The sequence below is a fragment of the Shewanella maritima genome (assembly GCF_004295345.1).
GTDB classification, from domain to species: Bacteria; Pseudomonadota; Gammaproteobacteria; order Enterobacterales; family Shewanellaceae; genus Shewanella; species Shewanella maritima.
On record NZ_CP036200.1, the window covers coordinates 4,266,074 to 4,284,841 of the forward strand.

15 protein-coding genes and 8 tRNA genes are annotated in these 18,768 nt (G+C 45.0%); 18 read left to right on the top strand and 5 right to left on the bottom strand.

Annotation, left to right across the window (positions count from 1 at the left end):
* The first annotated feature begins 4 nt into the window (after window positions 1-4).
* From ybgC to EXU30_RS18135, 16 genes are all read left to right on the top strand, one after another.
* The gene (gene ybgC / locus EXU30_RS18060) at window positions 5-406 is read left to right on the top strand and encodes a tol-pal system-associated acyl-CoA thioesterase (protein WP_130602403.1); all 402 of its coding nucleotides are present in this window, start codon (window positions 5-7) and stop codon (window positions 404-406) included.
* Window positions 396-1,085 carry a protein TolQ gene (tolQ, locus tag EXU30_RS18065; RefSeq protein ID WP_130602405.1) on the top strand — a complete coding sequence of 230 codons (690 nt, stop codon included), beginning with the start codon at window positions 396-398 and terminating at the stop codon, window positions 1,083-1,085. Before ybgC ends, tolQ begins: the two co-directional genes overlap by 11 nt.
* On the top strand, window positions 1,085-1,513 hold the full coding sequence (tolR, locus tag EXU30_RS18070) for a protein TolR (protein WP_130602407.1): 429 nt from the start codon (window positions 1,085-1,087) through the stop codon (window positions 1,511-1,513). Before tolQ ends, tolR begins: the two co-directional genes overlap by 1 nt.
* A gap of 1 nt (window position 1,514) precedes the next feature.
* Window positions 1,515-2,468 carry a cell envelope integrity protein TolA gene (tolA, locus tag EXU30_RS18075; protein WP_130602409.1) on the top strand — a complete coding sequence of 318 codons (954 nt, stop codon included), beginning with the start codon at window positions 1,515-1,517 and terminating at the stop codon, window positions 2,466-2,468.
* A gap of 44 nt (window positions 2,469-2,512) precedes the next feature.
* Window positions 2,513-3,841, top strand: coding sequence for a Tol-Pal system beta propeller repeat protein TolB (gene tolB, locus EXU30_RS18080; RefSeq protein ID WP_130602411.1), 1,329 nt, complete (start codon window positions 2,513-2,515; stop codon window positions 3,839-3,841).
* A gap of 21 nt (window positions 3,842-3,862) precedes the next feature.
* Window positions 3,863-4,414, top strand: a complete 552-nt coding sequence (gene pal, locus EXU30_RS18085; protein ID WP_130602413.1) for a peptidoglycan-associated lipoprotein Pal — start codon at window positions 3,863-3,865, stop codon at window positions 4,412-4,414.
* 45 nt (window positions 4,415-4,459) lie between these two features.
* Entirely contained in the window at window positions 4,460-5,191 is a 732-nt protein-coding gene (ybgF, locus tag EXU30_RS18090) for a tol-pal system protein YbgF (RefSeq protein ID WP_130602415.1), read from the top strand.
* A gap of 305 nt (window positions 5,192-5,496) precedes the next feature.
* Window positions 5,497-5,572, top strand: a tRNA-Lys gene (locus EXU30_RS18095).
* Between the two features lie 52 nt (window positions 5,573-5,624).
* Window positions 5,625-5,700, top strand: a tRNA-Lys gene (locus EXU30_RS18100).
* A gap of 133 nt (window positions 5,701-5,833) precedes the next feature.
* Window positions 5,834-5,909: transfer RNA gene (locus EXU30_RS18105), tRNA-Lys, on the top strand.
* Window positions 5,910-6,058: 149 nt separating this feature from the next.
* Window positions 6,059-6,134, top strand: a tRNA-Lys gene (locus EXU30_RS18110).
* Between the two features lie 151 nt (window positions 6,135-6,285).
* A tRNA-Lys gene (locus EXU30_RS18115) sits at window positions 6,286-6,361 on the top strand.
* 133 nt (window positions 6,362-6,494) lie between these two features.
* Window positions 6,495-6,570: transfer RNA gene (locus tag EXU30_RS18120), tRNA-Lys, on the top strand.
* Between the two features lie 70 nt (window positions 6,571-6,640).
* A tRNA-Lys gene (locus EXU30_RS18125) sits at window positions 6,641-6,716 on the top strand.
* 51 nt (window positions 6,717-6,767) lie between these two features.
* Window positions 6,768-6,843, top strand: a tRNA-Lys gene (locus tag EXU30_RS18130).
* A gap of 173 nt (window positions 6,844-7,016) precedes the next feature.
* Entirely contained in the window at window positions 7,017-8,156 is a 1,140-nt protein-coding gene (locus tag EXU30_RS18135; protein ID WP_130602417.1) for a DcaP family trimeric outer membrane transporter, read from the top strand.
* A 116-nt stretch (window positions 8,157-8,272) separates the two neighbouring features.
* Here EXU30_RS18135 and EXU30_RS18140 read toward each other — a convergent pair whose 3' ends face one another.
* Complete coding sequence (locus EXU30_RS18140) at window positions 8,273-9,949, bottom strand: M28 family metallopeptidase (protein WP_130602419.1); 1,677 nt, start codon at window positions 9,947-9,949, stop codon at window positions 8,273-8,275.
* 120 nt (window positions 9,950-10,069) lie between these two features.
* On the opposite strand from EXU30_RS18140, the gene EXU30_RS20830 reads away from it, so the two are divergent.
* Window positions 10,070-10,195 carry a hypothetical protein gene (locus tag EXU30_RS20830; RefSeq protein WP_278044721.1) on the top strand — a complete coding sequence of 42 codons (126 nt, stop codon included), beginning with the start codon at window positions 10,070-10,072 and terminating at the stop codon, window positions 10,193-10,195.
* A 138-nt stretch (window positions 10,196-10,333) separates the two neighbouring features.
* Here the strand turns inward: EXU30_RS20830 and EXU30_RS18145 are convergent, their stop codons facing one another.
* Window positions 10,334-10,753 (bottom strand): TetR/AcrR family transcriptional regulator, encoded by a 420-nt coding sequence (locus tag EXU30_RS18145; protein ID WP_130602421.1) that lies wholly within the window; start codon window positions 10,751-10,753, stop codon window positions 10,334-10,336.
* Between the two features lie 261 nt (window positions 10,754-11,014).
* Window positions 11,015-12,388 carry an L-serine ammonia-lyase gene (locus EXU30_RS18150; protein ID WP_130602423.1) on the bottom strand — a complete coding sequence of 458 codons (1,374 nt, stop codon included), beginning with the start codon at window positions 12,386-12,388 and terminating at the stop codon, window positions 11,015-11,017.
* A gap of 224 nt (window positions 12,389-12,612) precedes the next feature.
* Between EXU30_RS18150 and nagZ the strand changes: the two genes are divergently transcribed.
* Complete coding sequence (gene nagZ / locus EXU30_RS18155; RefSeq protein ID WP_130602425.1) at window positions 12,613-13,623, top strand: beta-N-acetylhexosaminidase; 1,011 nt, start codon at window positions 12,613-12,615, stop codon at window positions 13,621-13,623.
* Between the two features lie 408 nt (window positions 13,624-14,031).
* Here nagZ and EXU30_RS18160 read toward each other — a convergent pair whose 3' ends face one another.
* Window positions 14,032-15,165 (bottom strand): peptidoglycan binding protein CsiV, encoded by a 1,134-nt coding sequence (locus EXU30_RS18160; protein WP_130602427.1) that lies wholly within the window; start codon window positions 15,163-15,165, stop codon window positions 14,032-14,034.
* On the bottom strand, window positions 15,165-18,728 hold the full coding sequence (gene mfd / locus EXU30_RS18165) for a transcription-repair coupling factor (protein ID WP_130602429.1): 3,564 nt from the start codon (window positions 18,726-18,728) through the stop codon (window positions 15,165-15,167). The genes EXU30_RS18160 and mfd overlap by 1 nt, the downstream gene beginning before the upstream one ends.
* Window positions 18,729-18,768 lie beyond the last annotated feature (40 nt).

Genomic DNA, 18,768 nt, shown 5'->3' on the forward strand with positions numbered 1-18,768 from the left:
GTTAATGACCTTTAATTGGCCAATTTCCATTTACTATGAAGATACCGACGCTGGCGGTGTTGTTTATCACTCCAATTACCTCAACTTTTTCGAACGGGCGAGAACCGAGTGGTTAAAGTCATTAGCGATTAACCAAACCGAGTTGCTTAAGCAAGATATTGCGTTTGTTGTAAAGCATGCCGATATCGACTTTCGTATCGCCGCCCGTTTTGAGCAATCACTTAGCGTTCGTTCAACACTAACCCAATTAAAGAAAGCATCTATGGTGTTTCATCAACAGTTAATTGATGAGCAAGATAATGTGTATTGCGAAGCAAGCATAACAGTTGCTTGTATCGCCCTTTCAAAAATGCGCCCTAAGGGCATTCCGCAATCAATAGTTCAGGAGTTTAACCGTGCACGCTGATATTTCATTTATTGGTCTTTTCCTTGAAGCGAGCTTGCTCGTGAAATTAGTGATGTTGACCTTGCTCGGTTTATCGATTTTATCTTGGGCTGTGATTATTCAACGTCGCAAATTGCTCAATCATGCACGTACTCGCTCTGTTAAGTTTGAAGATACCTTTTGGTCTGGTGTTGACTTGAACCGCCTTTATAAAGAGTTAAGTGCCCGCGGTGATAGCGTAACAGGGCTTGAGTCGATGTTTATCGCAGGTTTTAAAGAGTATTCGCGTCTTAGTAAAGTAAACAGTAAAGCGCCTGAAGCGGTAATGGATGGGACATCGCGAGCGATGCGAGTAAGTCTGTCGCGCGAAATTGAAAAAGTTGAGAATAACTTACCTTTACTTGCCACCATCGGTTCAACCAGCCCGTATATTGGCTTGTTTGGAACGGTATGGGGGATCATGAACTCATTTATTGCGTTGGGAGCAGTTGAAAACGCCACACTTGCCATGGTGGCTCCAGGTATTGCTGAGGCCCTAATTGCGACTGCAATGGGCTTATTTGCCGCTATCCCGGCAGTTATTGCCTATAACCGTTTTTCTACTCAAGTTGAAAAGCTTGAAGGTAGCTACGCCAACTTTATGGAAGAGTTTGCCAACATCTTGCAACGTCAGGCTTATGCCGAGAAGGATGCGAGCTAATGTATCAACGTAAACGTCGCCGGCCTGTCGCTGAGATCAACGTTGTACCCTATATCGACGTGATGTTAGTGCTGTTGATCATCTTTATGGTGACAGCGCCGATTGTCTCCCAAGGCGTAAAAGTCGAATTGCCACAAGGCGAGGCAGAGCCACTACCTGCTGAAAGCAAGCCACCCATTGTCGCCTCGATTGATGCTGTTGGTGATTATTTCTTAAACGTGGGCAGTGGTTCTAATTCTGAGCCCATGACACTTGAGTCAATTAGTATCGAGGTTGGCGCTTTGGTCGAGCTAGAGCCTGAGCGCCCAGTTGTGGTTAAAGCTGATAGAAGTATTCCTTACGAGCATGTGATTCAGTTAATGGTGACCTTGCAGGCGTCTGGCGTGCCAGCTGTTGGCTTAATGACAGAATCACCGGAGGAAAACTAAATTGGCTGATAAGTCTAATTTTACCGTTCCTTTAGGTATTTCCGCTGCGGTGCACATTGGAGCAATTGTGGTGTTAGCGCTGGGCGTTAGCTTCGACGATAAGCCAAAACCTATGCCAGTCGCTGCCAGTGCGCCTATCGTAGAGGCGGTAGTGATTGATCAAAAAATGGTGAATCAGCGCGTTGAAGAGCTGAAAAAGCAGCGCGAAGATGCCGCCCGTAAAGAAAAAGCGCGCCAGAAAGAATTAGAGCGCAAGGCGCAAGAAGCCAAAAAAGCGCGTGAGCTTGAGCAGCAAAAGATTAAACAGTTAGAAGCTGAGCGTAAGCGAAAAGAGCAAGAAACTAAAAAAGCTAATGACGCAGCTAAAGCCGCCAAGCTAAAACAGCAGCAAGAGAAAGAAAAAGCCGAAAAGGCTGAAGCGCTCCGTAAGCAAAAAGAACAGGAGAAAAAAGCGGCTGAAGAGGCTGCTAAAAAAGCCGCAGAAAAACGTAAAGCTGAAGAAGCTGCAGCGAAAAAGGCTGAAGAAGAGCGCAAACGTAAAGAAGAGGCTGAGCGTAAACGAAAAGCTGAAGAAGAGCGTAAGCGTAAAGAAGCCGCTGCCAAGGCACAGCGTGAGCAAGAAATGGCTGATGCGTTAGCTGCAGAGCAAGCTGCGCTGTCAAAAGCGCGTCAACGTCAGGTAGTCTCTGAAGTACAAAAGTATCAGGCAATGATCCGGGCAACTATTCAACGTAATCTTGTTGTTGACCCGTCAATGCAAGGTAAGAGTTGCCGAGTGTTTATTCGCCTAGCCAAAGATGGCTTTGTGATTGCGAGTCAAACACTCGATGGCGATCAGGTTGTATGCCGCGCCGCGAAAGCCGCGATTAATAAAGCCGGTAAGCTGCCAGTGTCATCTGAAGCTGATGTTTATGAAAAGCTTAAAGAAATCAACCTAACAGTTTCACCAGAATAATTGTTATTTACACAACAGCAGATTGTGATTAGTAAAGGAGTCTTATGAAAAACTTGGCTAAATGGCTAGTGTTCGCATTTGCCATTATTACGCTGCCAGCTCGCGCGGCGTTAGATATTGTCATTACCGAAGGGATTGATGCCGCTAGGCCAATTGCTGTTGTGCCTTTCGTGTGGGAAGGGCAAGGGCCTGCTCCTGAATCTATTTCTGATGTTGTGATGTCAGACTTAGCTCGCAGCGGCACGTTCAAATCACTAGATGTACGCGCATTGCCACAAGCAAACATCGCTACTGTAACCCAGTTTGATGTTGCTCAATGGCAGGGCATTGAAGCAGAAGCGCTAGTTGTCGGCTCGGTTAAACCTTACGGCGCAGATCAATTCCTAGTTAAATTTGAGTTGATCGATTTAGTTAAAGCGCAATTTGATGCAATGAAAGGTCCAGCTAATAAAGATGCTTATCTTTTAGAAAATCGTGAGACGGTGATTAGTGCGAATCAATTTCGTCAGTACAGCCACCGTATAAGCGATATCGTGTATGAAAAGCTTACCGGTATTCGCGGCGCGTTTTTAACCCGTATTGCTTATGTTGTAGTTAAGCCAGAGCAAAAATCGCCGTACCATCTTATGATCGCTGACTATGATGGTTACAACGAGCAAATGTTATTACGCTCGCCAGAGCCGTTAATGTCACCTACCTGGTCACCAGATGGTCGCCGCTTAGCTTATGTAAGCTTTGAAAACCGAAAAGCTGAGATTTTTGTGCAAGATATTTATACTCAGCAGCGTATAAAGGTAAGTAGTTTTGATGGTATTAATGGTGCGCCAAGTTTCTCTCCTGATGGTAAGAAACTAGCAGTCACGTTATCAAAAGACGGTCAGCCTGAGATTTATGTTATCGACATCGCTACCAAGGCGATCAAGCGTGTGACCAACCATTATGCTATTGATACTGAACCATCGTGGTTCCCTGATGGCAAGTCACTGCTATTTACCTCTGAGCGTGGTGGTCGCCCGCAAATTTATAAGGTGGACTTGCAGACCAATAAAGTCAGACGCATGACCTTTGAAGGCGAATGGAACTTAGGTGGCTCAATTACCCCTGATGGCCGCAGCATGATATTTGTGAATCGCACTAATGGTAAGTTCCATATTGCGCGTATGGATTTGGCTACCCGCTTCATGCAAGTTTTATCGTCAACCCAATTAGATGAATCTCCAAGTGTTGCGCCAAATGGCACTATGGTGATTTATGGCACGACGCACAATGGTCAGCAAGTGCTGGCAGCAGTTTCTATGGATGGTAGATTTAAGGCTAGGTTGCCTGTCGGACAAGGCGCGGTTAAATCACCGGCTTGGTCTCCATTTTTATAATTTTATCGACAAGGATTTATGATGGATCTGAATAAACTATTTAAAGCAATGGTAATTGCTGTACCTTTATTCGCATTAGGTGCATGTAGCTCGACTTCTGACTCTGAAACTGAGTCAAGTAGCTCTACTTCTTCTTCACAAACATCAGGTCAATCTGGTGAGTATGCTAACGGTGGTGTTGAAACAGGTGGCGTGGCCCCCGTACTTTCACCAGTTGAGCAGCAACGTTTAAAAGAGCAAGAACTGCGCCGCGAGAACATTATCTACTTTGACTTCGACCGCAGTGAAGTACAGACCAAGAACGCTGAGATTTTACAAGCGCACGGTAACTATCTAGTAGAAAACCCAAATGTTCGCGTATTGATTGAAGGCCACGCAGATGAGCGCGGTACGCCAGAGTACAATATTGCACTTGGTGAGCGCCGTGCGAAAGCGATTGCGAAGTACCTACAATCTATGGGTGTACAACCTAGCCAAATGAGCTTTGTAAGCTACGGTGAAGAAAAACCACTGGATTTTTCTCGTACCGAAAGTGGTTTTGCTAAAAACCGTCGTGGTGTTTTAGTTTACTAGTCAATTATTACCAGCAACCACTGAATGTGGGTTAGGAGTGTCGGGATGAAACGTACGATTTTAACGGCTGCATTGCTATCAGTAATGTCAGGGGCAATGGCAGCACCAGCACCAGTAGAAGAAATTGGTGGCGGTGCTACAGGCTCAAGCCAGGATCGTATTGCTAAGCTTGAGCGTATTTTGAAGGCGAAGCAACAAAATGAATTTGATATGCAGCGACGTTTGGACCAATTGCAAAACGAAGTGTTAGAACTTCGTGGTCTAGCTGAGCAACAACAGTATCAGATGGATCAAATGCTGCAGCGTCAGCGTCAGCTATATGATGATATTGCTAAGTTAAGTACTCAACCTGCCGCTTCTATACCGTCTCCAACAACGCCTGTAGATACACCGACTTCGAGCTTAGGTGAGACCGCAAGCTATGAAGCTGCTGTAAACCTCGTATTGAAAGAGCGCAAGTATGAGGAGGCGATCCCAGCCTTCAGTCAGTTTATTGCGCAATACCCGCAATCAAGTTATGCACCAAACGCAAATTATTGGTTAGGGCAGCTATTATATAACAAAGGTTCGTTGGACGAGGCTAAAGCGGCATTTGTGATTGTGGTTGATAAATATCCCCAGTCAAGCAAGCGTGGCGATAGCTTAGTTAAGCTAGGAATGATTGCTGAGAAGCAAAATGACAAAGCTGGTGCCAGTGCTTTATATAACTCAGTTTTAAAAGAGTACCCTAATAGCGCTTCGGCTAGACTTGCAAAGCAGCAATTATCTAGTCTTTAATCAGTTTTATATCAAGAAACAGCCGCTTAGATCGTTTTTCATGCAAACGGCAAAAAATTGGGAATTTGCACTTGCATGAGGAAATGAAAACGGTATTATAAGCGCCCTCAGCACACAGCGGTGTTGAGGGCAGCAAATGTTGCTTCAATAGGTGTCACTGTTTCACACTTCTTAAGTTGTCATAGTTACTCCAGAATCAAACTTAGTCTGATTCAAAACTAGATGGGCGTTAGCTCAGTTGGTCTTTGAGATTGACAGTTGGCTTTTGCTTCAGAATTCAAGTTTACTTGATTCAAAACCTAGATGGGTCGTTAGCTCAGTTGGTAGAGCAGTTGGCTTTTAACCAATTGGTCGAAGGTTCGAATCCTTCACGACCCACCACTTTATCTGTGAGTGTTGCCAGTTTGGCGAGAATTCAGAAACAAACCTAGATGGGTCGTTAGCTCAGTTGGTAGAGCAGTTGGCTTTTAACCAATTGGTCGAAGGTTCGAATCCTTCACGACCCACCACTTTATCTGTGAGTGTTGCCAGTTTGGCGAGAGTTCAGAAACAAACCTAGATGGGTCGTTAGCTCAGTTGGTCTTTGAGATTGACAGTTGGCTATTGTTCCAGAATTCAAGTTTACTTGATTCAAAACTAGATGGGTCGTTAGCTCAGTTGGTAGAGCAGTTGGCTTTTAACCAATTGGTCGAAGGTTCGAATCCTTCACGACCCACCACTTTTCTGAGAGTGTTGCCAGTTTGGCAAGAATTCAGAAGCTATATGTGGCTTTATACATAAATAGATGGGTCGTTAGCTCAGTTGGTCTTTGAGATTGACAGTTGGCTTTTGCTCCAGAGTTCAAGTTTACTTGATTCAAAACTAGATGGGTCGTTAGCTCAGTTGGTAGAGCAGTTGGCTTTTAACCAATTGGTCGAAGGTTCGAATCCTTCACGACCCACCACTTTTCTGAGAGTGTTGCCAGTTTGGCAAGAATTCAGAAGCCATATGTGGCTTTATACATAAATAGATGGGTCGTTAGCTCAGTTGGTCTTTTGAGATAGACAGTTGGCTTTTGCTCCAGAATTCAAGTCTGCTTGATTCAAAACCTAGATGGGTCGTTAGCTCAGTTGGTAGAGCAGTTGGCTTTTAACCAATTGGTCGAAGGTTCGAATCCTTCACGACCCACCACTTTTCTGAGAGTGTTGCCAGTTTGGCGAAAATTCAGAAACGCAACATTGTTGGGTCGTTAGCTCAGTTGGTCTTTGAGATTGACAGTTGGCTTTTGCTCCAGAGTTCAAGTTTACTTGATTCAAAACTAGATGGGTCGTTAGCTCAGTTGGTAGAGCAGTTGGCTTTTAACCAATTGGTCGAAGGTTCGAATCCTTCACGACCCACCACTTTTCTGAGAGTGTCGCCCGTTTGGCGAAAATACAGAAAACTCAAGTTAGCTTGAATAAAATCCTAGATGGGTCGTTAGCTCAGTTGGTAGAGCAGTTGGCTTTTAACCAATTGGTCGAAGGTTCGAATCCTTCACGACCCACCACTTTTCTGAGAGTGTCGCCCGTTTGGCGAGAATTCAGAAACAAACCTAGATGGGTCGTTAGCTCAGTTGGTAGAGCAGTTGGCTTTTAACCAATTGGTCGAAGGTTCGAATCCTTCACGACCCACCACTCTTCTAGCACATTTACCTGCTGTAAATCCCCTTTTAATATCTATCTAATAAATGACTAAACAACTAGTTGTTATACACTTTTGTCTAATAGACCTATTGCTAATGTAAACAGTTCGTTAAATGTTCCATATTGTTGTGTGCTTTACACTAACAATAACTGGGGACACAAGGATGAAATATTCAACACTGAGTGTAGCAATTGGCTCTGCATTACTTCTTTGTTCGGGAGCGAGTGTAGCCGATACTGAAATGACTTTTGGTGGCTATGTTAAAGCTGATGTCATGTTTAGCAGCTATGGTAACGGTGCGCCTGATTCCGGGCAGCTTTCAAGACAGTTTTACGTGCCTGGCACCATATACGGCAGCGAAGGAAATGGTAAGCAAGTTGTCGATTTTCAGGCCCGAGAATCTCGATTTAACTTTAAAACTGTGACTGACGTAGATGGACACACATTAACAGGCTTTATTGAGCTTGATTTTATGACTCATTCTGACGGTAATGAGCGGGTTTCTAATAGTTACTCACCCCGTATTCGTCATGCGTTTGTCAGTTACGACAACTGGACTATCGGTCAAACCTGGTCGACCTTCCAAAATCCAGGAGCCTTGCCTGAAAATTTAGATTTTGTGGGGGCAGCTGATGGTGCGGTATTCGTTCGTCAAAGCATGATCCGTTATACCAATGGTAACTGGCAATTTGCGGTTGAAAACCCTGAGACCACTGTAACACCCAATGGTGGCGGCACACGTATAACAAGTGGCAGTGGCATTGTGCCTGATGTCGTCGCTCGTTATAACTTGAAAACTGATAGCGGTGCAAAAGTATCGTTCTCAGGTATTGTTCGTCAGCTTAATGTTGACAATGCCACTATTGATTCAACAGAAATGGCTTACGGCGCAAGTGTTGCTGGTATGATCCCTGTGGGCGGTGATGACATCAAGTTCTCAGCAACTTACGGCACTGGGCTAGGTCGTTATGTGGCACTGAATTATGCCAACGGCGGTGTTATTAACGATAAAGGTGAAATCGAAGCTATTACCTCATTAGCAGGTTATGCTTCTTATCGTCACTGGTGGACCGATAAATGGCGCTCAAGCTTCACTTTATCTGGCTTTAAAGCGGATAACGAAGTCGCGTTTACTGGCGGTAGCGTTAATAAAACGGCATATTCTGGCTACATTAATCTACTATATTCACCATCTAAACCTCTGACATTTGGTGTCGAGTATATGCATGCGCTTAACGAGCGTGAAGATGGCAGTGACGGCGATTTAAATCGTATTATGTTCTCAGCCAAATACGTACTGTAAATACAAAGCAGTACTTGTGATTCCCTGAGCTAAAAAGGCTAAGGGAAAGGAAAAGCAAAAACCACCTCATGTAAGGTGGTTTTTGTTTGTATTGAGATACTAAGAGCTTATAAAAATTATTCTGATACTTTGTTGCTTGAAGGGCGCAGACGATGGAATTCACTTTGCGGGTAGTAGCCTGGACGCTGCTTACTATTTGCCAGCTTATAAGCTGCATTAAAGTAGATATTGAGATCTTGAATCGCGCCAGATAAATCCCAGTCGTCACGATATTCGTCACATACATTGTGATAGCAGCCTTTCATTATCTCTAACATACGCGCTTTATATTGAGCGGATGCTTCATCAAGTGGTGTACTACCGCTGCCCGCAAATACTGCTGGAACGCCTTTTTTGGCGAAACTAAAGTGGTCTGAACGGAAAAAACCACCTGACTCGGGTCGAGACTCTCTGACTGCTTTTCGCCCCTGAGCTTCAACTTCAGTGATCAGTAACTGCTCAAGCTCTGACTGGCCTTTACCAATAATGGTGTAATCTTTGGTTTTCCCATAGATGTTTGTGCTATCAACGTTAAATACCGCGATAGTATCGTCAATTGGGTAGATAGGGTTATCGGCATAATAGCGTGATCCAAGCAAGCCTTGCTCTTCACCCGTGGTGGCGATAAAGGTCACAGAGCGTTGATTGGCACCTCCTTTGTCAGCTTGCTCAGCAAACATGCGTGCAATCTCCATTATTCCCGCTGTGCCTGAAGCGTTGTCGAGGGCGCCGTTGTATATATTATCGCCTTGCTTGTTGGTATCTTTACCTAGGTGATCCCAGTGGGCGGTAAACATAATATGCTCATTAGCTTTGCTTGAACCGGGTAGGGTAGCTACTACGTTGTAGCTGTCTGAGTAGCTTGTTTTATTGCCAAAAGCGATATTTGCTCTTTGCTTTAGTAGTAAGTTTAACGGGCCACTTGCAGCTCTGTCGGCAACATTAGTCAGGTTATGACCGCTAGCGGTAAATAGCTCATTTGCTAGATCTTTTGTCATCCAACCTTCAACCATTACTCGGTTGTTTTCGCTATTTTTGGCAGACGCCAAATCTTGTTGCGGTCCAGTCCAGCTATTTTCCACCACGCTCCAAGGGTAAGACGCAGGATTAGTATCATGAATAATAATGGCACCAAGCGCGCCTTGACGGCTCGCTTCTTCAAATTTGTAACTCCAGCGGCCATAGTAAGTCATGGCTTTGCCATTGAATTTTTGCGACTCTGGGTGAGCAAATCCTGGGTCATTGATTAAAATAACCGCTATTTTTCCTCTCATATCAATATCTTGATAATCGTTCCATTGATACTCGGGTGCGTTGATACCATAACCAACAAACACTAATGGTGCTTGCTTGATGTCTATTGCCTTAGTGTCGTGGCGAGTGTTTAAAACGATATCGTCACGGTAGTTAGCTATGACATCATCAAAGCTAATGGTTTGTTGCTCGCTAGCGGTGTAACTCACCATAGGCAAAGCTTGTAGGTAGCTGCCGTTATTTGCACCTTGTAATCCCATTTCTTTAAAAGCGGCACTCAGGTAGTCAAGAGTGAGCTTTTCGCCTTTTGTTGTCGGCGCTCGACCCTCAAACTCATCAGAGGCAAGGGTTTTTATATCTTGGCGAAAACGAGATTCATTAAATGAGACTTGAATACTCGGTGCAGGTTTAGCTTCGATTGATAAAGAAGGTTGCTCATCGTTGCAACCAGTGGCTAATGCACACAATGTGAGTGCGAAAATTGGAGCCCGATATGTCATGGTCACCCTTAGTGTTGTTTTTGTTGTTGTCAGCGATATAGTCGCCTATCTGCATTGCAATAAAAAGCCAAAAACTATTTGAAGTTGTTACCAAATATAAGTGTATAGCAGTATGTGCTAATGAATGATTTTATGTTTGATAGCGGTTTTGATTCAGCTATTGTTTTAGGCGCTGAATTTGCCGGCTGTGAGCCGTTGAATAAGCCAAAGATTGTTTTTGCGGGATGTTTGATTGTTGAGTTCTAATAATGTCTTTTTATTGCAGGCATATCGACGGTAACGAGCCAGTCATATGTGCGCTCTGTGTGGTAGGTGCTTAGTTACTGTAAGGTACAAAAAAGGCGTTGCTCTATAGAGCAACGCCTTTTCAAATACAGAGCGATGCTAAACTATTTTTAGTAAGCCTAACTCACGTTCACTCTTTAAGATTTTGAAGCCTTGCTTCATAAAGTTGAATTTGTCGTTGCTTGGTAGCAATTCGAGTGAACCCAGAAGTTGTTCAAATGCGTTATCAATGGCGAGTTGGTCACGCTCTTTCAAATGATTAAACACTAACGGCCTGAGTACCATGGTAAATATACCGGAAATATCATCCCAGCGTTGTTCGTTAATCGCTCTAAAGTTACGCATTAACTCTCGCGTACATAGTGCGGCGAGAATTTCATTTTTGTCTCTAAAATGCTGGTAGCACGACGCACGTGATAAGCCACATGCTCTTGGTATATCAGACATCGAGAAGTTGATGATCCCGTGTTGCTTAATCAGCTCATCTGCTGCGTGAAGTAATTTCTCTTCAGTTGTCATTTTATCCCCCGATAAACTTAAGCAACACAATATACACTTGTTTAGGTCGAAAGTGTTACCCGTTTACCGTATATAGCTCACAATAATGAACATGTGTGCGCTAAAAATCGTCAACTCTGTACCAAAGTAAATTGACAGCCCGTGTTTTACGCAAACAGATTTTGCAAACAACAAAAAAGGGCAACAAAGTGCCCCTTTATGGTTTCTCTCGCGATTGGCAAAAATAGCCAAATGGCATTGCTCAGTTCATTGCTTAAATCATTAACATTCGACGATGTTAACAGCTAAGCCACCTTTAGCTGTTTCTTTATATTTACTACGCATATCTTTACCCGTATCCATCATGGTTTTAATGACTTTGTCGAGTGAAACTTTATGGTGACCATCACCGCGAAGCGCCATACGCGATGCGTTAATTGCTTTAACTGCACCCATGGCGTTTCGCTCAATACATGGAACCTGTACTAGACCGCCTACTGGGTCACAAGTTAAGCCAAGGTTATGCTCCATACCGATTTCTGCAGCGTTTTCAACGTGAACAACTGTGCCGCCCATAATTTCAGTTAGGCCTGCTGCAGCCATAGAACACGCTACGCCGACTTCACCCTGACAACCGACCTCTGCACCTGAAATTGATGCATTCTTTTTGTAAAGAATACCAATAGCTGCAGCGGTAAGCAGGTAACGCGCACAGATGTCGATATCAACTTCTTGTACAAACGTATCGTAATAGCAAAGCACTGCGGGAATGATGCCAGCAGCGCCGTTAGTTGGCGCTGTTACCACGCGATCGCCTGCGGCATTTTGCTCATTAACTGACAGTGCGAATAAATCTACCCAATCCATTGCTGTTAGGGGATCGACGCTGTTTCTGCCTTCTGCTTTTAAGCGGCGATAAAGCGCTGGGGCGCGGCGGCGAAGTTTTAATCCACCAGGCAACATGCCTTCTTTTTGATAACCACGCTCAACACACTGCTTCATAGTTTGCCAGATATGCCAAAGCCCTTGCTTTACCTCTGACTCACTCGCAATGCTTAACTCGTTAGCCATCATCAATGAAGAGATGCTGAGACCATTGTCACAGCAAATTTGCAATAGCGCCGTTGCCGTTTCAAAGTCATAAGGCACGTTAATTGGCGTTGCAGGTGATGCATCTTGTGCGGTGATTTCATCTTCATCGAGAATAAACCCGCCGCCAACAGAGTAGTAAGTACGTTGATAAATACATTCACCCTGGTTAAATGCATATAACGTCATAGCGTTAGCATGAGCAGGAAGTGACTTACGTCTATGGTAAGTGATGCCGTTTTCTTTGGTGAATTTAACTTTGTCGCCGCTAGCAAGTGTGAGCAGCTGGTCGTTTGAAACCTGGGCTAGGATGTCATCAACTTTATCGGTATCGACGGTTTCTGGGTCTTCACCCATCAGTCCTAAAATAACGGCTTTGCCTGTGCCGTGGCCTTTACCTGTTTGCCCAAGCGAGCCAAACAGTTCTGCTTGCAGTTCATCTACCTTATCAAGCAAGCCTTGGTCGGCGACATTTTGCATGAAGATTTTACCGGCTTTCATTGGCCCAACTGTATGTGAGCTTGACGGGCCGATGCCGATCTTGAACATGTCGAAAACACTGATCATAGAATAACCTTGGTCTGGGTCGTATTTTGTTTTAGTTATTACAGAGTATAATCGCTGCTAGAGAGATTAAGCCTGTTTATTTGTGGCAAAGTATCACACACTTTTTACTAAATGATTCATTAGATTTTTTTATATCTGCATTTCGCATTAGTGAGATTTATTTGTATGCAGTTATATTCCTAACATAGCTAAACTAATAGCTTTTTCTACATAGAGGTTCGCAATTGAGTTACCTAATGATGGACTTGGCGGGGTTAACCGTCAGTGAAAAAGAAGCGCAGCAGCTCGCACACCCACAGGTAGGCGGCGTAATTCTATTTAGCCGAAATTATGAGACAAAATCTCAGTTGGTTGCATTGACTGCAGAAATTAGAAAAGTGCGCAAAGACCTGATTATTGCCGTTGATCATGAGGGCGGCCGTGTGCAGAGGTTCGTCTCCGAGTTTAGTAAAATTCCGGCTATGGGAAGCTTACTACCGCAGGCAAAAGGCGACTTAACCCAAGCATGTAAATGGGCTAAAGAGTTAGGTTTTTTAATGGCAGTGGAGTTACTAGCTTGTGATATCGACTTGAGCTTTGCGCCCGTACTGGATTTAGATGGCATTAGTGAAGTGATAGGCAAGCGCAGCTTTAGTCACGACCCTAAGCAGGTAGCTCAGCTAGCAGATGCCTGGATTGATGGCATGAATGACGCGGGCATGGCCGCTGTTGGTAAACATTTTCCGGGTCATGGCAGCGTGCAAGCCGACTCACATATTGCCATGCCAGTCGATAGCAGAAGTAAAGCTGAGATTTTTGAAAATGACATGACGCCATTTGCGAGTTTAATCGAGCAGCAAAAATTACAAGGTGTGATGCCAGCTCACGTGGTTTACGACCAAGTCGACCCAAACCCTGCGGGCTTTTCAAGTTATTGGCTTGGTGAGGTTTTAAGGCAACAGCTAAAGTTCGCCGGGGTGATTTTCTCAGATGACCTTGGCATGAAAGGAGCAAGTTTTGCTGGTGATTACCTAGGGCGGGCAAAAGCAGCACTAGATGCAGGTTGTGACATGATTTTGGTATGTAATGACCCTCAGGGTGTTGAGACATTGCTAAATGAGTTTCAATGGCCAAGCCACGCACCTAAGCGAGACGCAAAGCAATTGCTTGCTAATAGCAAACAAGTTGCAAAAGCATTAGAGCAAGAGCAGCGCTGGTTGGATGCCCAGGCACTTGCCAAGCAATTTGCTCAGTAGCTGAGAAGGCGATAAGTGGGGGCAGTTGTGAGTAGTAATAAAAATTGCCGTAAGCTTATCTACTAGGCTTGAAACAACACTTGTGTGATCGCGATCAGATATCTTGTTATGCAAAGGTTAATTAATGTGCAACTGTACGCTTAAATGTAGCAATTGGTAACAAGTGGTGATACAAAGTGTCACAGGCAAAGTTCGAAATGCGACTCGAATAATGTCTATGTCATATTTTAACTGATTAGCAGTTTCAGCGACTCATTTTGAGTCGCTTTTTTTTGTCCAAATTAAACCCATTATGGACAGTAGGTAGAGTATCTGCCGTTTGTATAAAGTCCGAAACGAGTGCGTATAAACAAAAACAGCGCTTCCCTGTGCAGGTCAGCGCTGTTAGTTATCTAAACTGCTAAAACGTTATAGCTGGGGTGGTGTTTGTACCTCGTCATCTGCCGATGAGCTTAAATCAATTGGGCGCGCTGTGGTAGGTTGCTCCATTTTACGGATTTGCATAACGATACCCATTTGCGGATGGTCAAAGTAATGCACTTCCCCACTGCGAACGCGGCGGTTTTGTTTCATCGGGATGGTTTGCAAAAACGGTACAAGTTCGACGTTTGTTTGATCACCGGCTTGTTGCTCTTGGCTATAACCGTAACTAGTTAGGCTACCAAAATCGCTAAGGCTTTGTTCAATGCGCGTTGGTTTGCGTAGTCCAAGGTCGTGTTCGATGTACAAATAGTGACTAAGATAAATATTAATGGTGCCATCAAGTTCCCAAACTGGCTTAGTTTGCTCCTCAAGCGAGAACAGTTGACCAAAGCTGCCAAATTGGTTGTTAGCAGTTAATGAGTCTGTTGTTTCAGTTTGCTCAATTGAGCCAAACGAGCCGAACTCACCAAACTGAGCAGGCTGTGATGTGTTATTTACCTCAGAGACTTCAGGCTCTTCAATCTGAGATTCAGGCTGCTTTACGACTTGCTCGCCATGGTAGCTGTATTCTTCTGAGAAATCTTTACCGGCAAAAATACGAACAGGCTTTGAGCGGCGTTTTGACTGCATATCTTGCTGCCAAGTAAGATGCAGCAGTGGTTTGACTCCTGGCTCTTTTGAGACTGTGGTGATCACATCTGCAAATTGAGATTGTGATTGTGCTAGCAATAACGGTTCATCACCTAAATATGCCGTTTGCTCAGTCTCTGCTGCGATAGTGACAGGTACTACACCTGGGTGAGATTTTTGGCTTTGACTGTTAAATTGTTGCTGACAGTCAGGGTTGTCGTTGAGCCAGTCGTTTGAGTCACACCCTGCAAGCCCTAGTGCTACACCAGTAATATCAGTGGTGATCACAGGTGAGATTAAATCAACTGCTCTGCTGTTAATTGGCTTAGCAGGTGCATCTTCGTCCCACTGCTCGGTATTTGGCTGTCCTTGCCTTTCAAATACAAACACTTCAACTTCAAACCAGGTTTTAGCTTGAACTGTTAATGGTGAGCAAAGCAGACTGAGGCCAGTCATTGCTGCTAGTGACATTGCCAGTTTAGGTTGCACTATTTGTTGTCTCCATTCGGGTGTTTAGCAAACTCCTCAAGTAGGGTTTGCACCAGGTCGAGACGCTCTTTACTCGTCTCTGCGGGAATGTTGAACTTTAACTTATTTGGTCCGTCCATTCGATACATTTGTGGTTGGTTTTGCAATAAACCTATGATGAACATAGGGTCGACTTTGTTGTCGTCGCTAAACTCAACACTGCCGCCTTTGGCATGAAGCTCGATTTTACTGATACCAAGCTTGGTAGCCTGATGTTTGTATAGGGTGAGATCCATTAAGTTACGAGTGGCATCAGGTAGCATGCCAAACCTGTCAATGAACTCAACTTTTAGCTCATCGATCATGTTCTCGTTTTCGCAGTTAGCAATGCGCTTGTATAGCGATAGACGCATGTTTACGTCACCAACATAATCTTCTGGCAACAATGCCGGAATACGTAGGTCGATTTCTGCCTGGCTGCTCATCATGTGCGCCAGTGACGGCTCTTTACCTTGTTTGAGCGCGCTAACGGCAGATTCAAGCATATCCATGTACAAGCTAAAGCCAATTTTTGAAATATGACCGCTTTGCTCATCACCCAGCAACTCACCCGCGCCGCGAATTTCTAAGTCCTGGGTTGCCAGCATAAAGCCAGCGCCTAAATCTTCTAATGCGCCAATGGCTTCAAGACGTTTGCGGGCATCTGATGTCATGCGTTTTGGATGCGGTGTCATCAAGTAGGCGTAAGCCTGGTGATGTGAGCGACCAACGCGGCCACGTAATTGATGCAACTGGGCTAAACCGAACTTATCTGCTCGATCCATAATGATGGTGTTGGCACTGGGCACGTCGATACCAGTTTCGATAATAGTAGTACACACCAACACGTTAAATCGTTGGTGGTAAAAGTCAGACATGACTTTTTCTAGGTCACGCTCACGCATTTGCCCATGCGCGGTAACAACTCGTGCTTCTGGTAACAGTTCACGAATATCATTGGCCGCGCGTTCAATACTCTCAACATTGTTGTGTAAGAAGTACACCTGACCACCACGCAAAATCTCCCTGGAGATGGCTTCACGCACTGTGGCTTTGTCAAATTCGCGAACAAAGGTTTTTACTGCCAGACGTTTAGCAGGTGGGGTGGCGATAATCGACAAGTCACGCATACCTGACATTGCCATATTCAGCGTACGTGGAATTGGCGTTGCGGTAAGGGTAAGAATATCGACATTGGCGCGTAGTGCCTTGATTTTCTCTTTTTGACGAACCCCAAAACGGTGCTCTTCATCGATGATCAACAGCCCAAGCTGCTCAAAGTTAGCTTGCGATTGCAGCAGTTTGTGGGTGCCAATAACAATATCGACCTTGCCTTCGCTAAGTTGCTCAACCACCTGATTTTGCTCTTTGGTGGTTCTAAAACGCGACATGACTTCAATCACCACCGGCCAATCGGCGAAGCGGTCTTTAAAGTTTTCATAGTGCTGCTGGGCTAGCAGGGTAGTTGGCACTAACACCGCCACTTGTTTGCCGGCGTTTACCGCAATAAAGGCAGCGCGCATGGCAACTTCTGTTTTACCAAAACCTACGTCACCACAAACCAGTCTGTCCATCGCGGTTGGCGCTTGCATATCATCAAGCACATTTTGAATGGCCACTTCCTGATCGACGGTTTCCTCAAATGGGAAGCCCTGGCTGAATAGCGCGTATTCTTCATCATCGACTTTAAGCGCATCGCCTGGACGCGCTTGACGTCTGGCATAGACATCCAGCAATTCAGCCGCCACGTCGCGAATTTTCTCAATGGCTTTTTTCTTAGCTTTCGCCCAAGTTTCGTTGCCTAGCTTGTTAAGCTGAGTTTCTTCCTCATTGCCGACACTGTAGCGGCTTATGAGGTGTAGCGACGATACTGGTACGTATAGCTTGTCGCCGCCTGCGTATTCAAGCTGCAAATACTCAGCGACCAGACCGCCTGTGTCTAAGGTTTGTAAGCCCTGATACAAGGCGACACCATGCTCTAAATGCACAATAGGTTGGCCCACTTTTAGCTCGGCTAAGTTTTTAACCAGAGCGTCAGCGCTAACTTGTTTTTGCTTTTCACGGCGGCGCTGCTGTGAAATACGTTGGCCGAAAAGCTCGGTTTCACAGATCAGGCTAACATCGCCTTTTGCTGTACCTTGCAGCACGCAGCCTCTGGCTAGCGGCGCAACAATTAAGCCGACTGCCTCCTTTGATGCCAGATAGTCATCAAGGTGGTTAAATAGCACCGGCTTGATATCAATTTTGGCAAATAGCTCGAATAAGGCTTCACGGCGGCCTTCAGATTCAGCACAAAACAGTAAATTTTGCTGTTGCTCGCTATATTCGGCTAGCGCAATAAGTGGCTGCTTAAGCTTGTGATTAGCGTTAATGTCCGGCAATGCTTGAGTTTGCGCAATTTGGGTATGCTTAGGCAGCTGCGCATTTTGTTGTTCGCTATGCTGTGTATCACTACTCTGTGTATCACTACTCTGCGTATCGCGCTCGTCAGTTTGTGTTGTGCTCAAAGCGAGCAGCTGACTACGCTGATATTGTTTAAATGCGGCAAATAACTCATCGGTTGGCAAATACAGCTCGTGTGGCGCAAGCAATGGGCGTAATGGGTCAACGCGGCGATCTTCAAAACGCTCGTTAATTTCCGCAAGGTAATGTTGGCAAGAAGCCTCAATGTCACCCACAGTGATCAGCGCGGTTTGCTCTGGCAAGTAATCAAATAGGCTAGCGGTGTCATCAAAAAACAGCGGCAAGTAGTTCTCAATACCTGCAGGCATGAGATTACGGCTAACTTGTTGGTACACTGATTCAGGCTCTTTTGATATCACTTCAAAGCGGCGGCGATAGCGCTGCCTGAAACCTTCAATGGCATCTTTGTCGGTCGCAAACTCTTTTGCTGGCAGCATTCTAATTTGCTCAAGCGCCATGCCTGAGCGCTGAGTTTCAACATCGAAGAAGCGAATCGATTCGATTTCATCATCAAATAATTCAATACGCAGTGGCTGTTTTGAGCCTGTAGGGAAGATATCGACTATCGAGCCTCTAATGGCAAACTCGCCATGCTCATAAACCTGCTCAACCAAATGATAGCCTGTATCAACTAAATGCTGACGCACGCTTTGCAGTGCATAGATATCGCCTTTTTTTAGGAGCATCACATTTGAGGTTAAAAACGCTAGTGGTGGTAAGCGCACCATGAGGGTATTAACTGGCACTATCACTACTAGCTGCTGCCCTTGGCTAATTTGCGCCAAGGTTTCTAGCCGCTGGGAAATCAAATCCTGATGCGGCGAGAAGCTATCATAGGGCAGGGTTTCTCTGTCCGGGAACAAGCACACTTGCACAGACTTATTCGCTAGTAAGTAGCCAAGCTCGGCTTCGAGTGTGATGGCAGTTGGCGTGTCTTGTGTCACGAGTAAGGTAGTGCCAGTATTTTGCTCGATAAGTTTGGCTAAGGTGATAGCCTGGGCGCTGCCGCCTTGAGTGGCGAGGGTTTGTAATTGCTGACCTTTATTGACACTTGGTGGTGTCAGTACATTAAATTGCTTCATTGATGCTGCAGTAGTTATTTAGATTTGAATAAGCGTATCG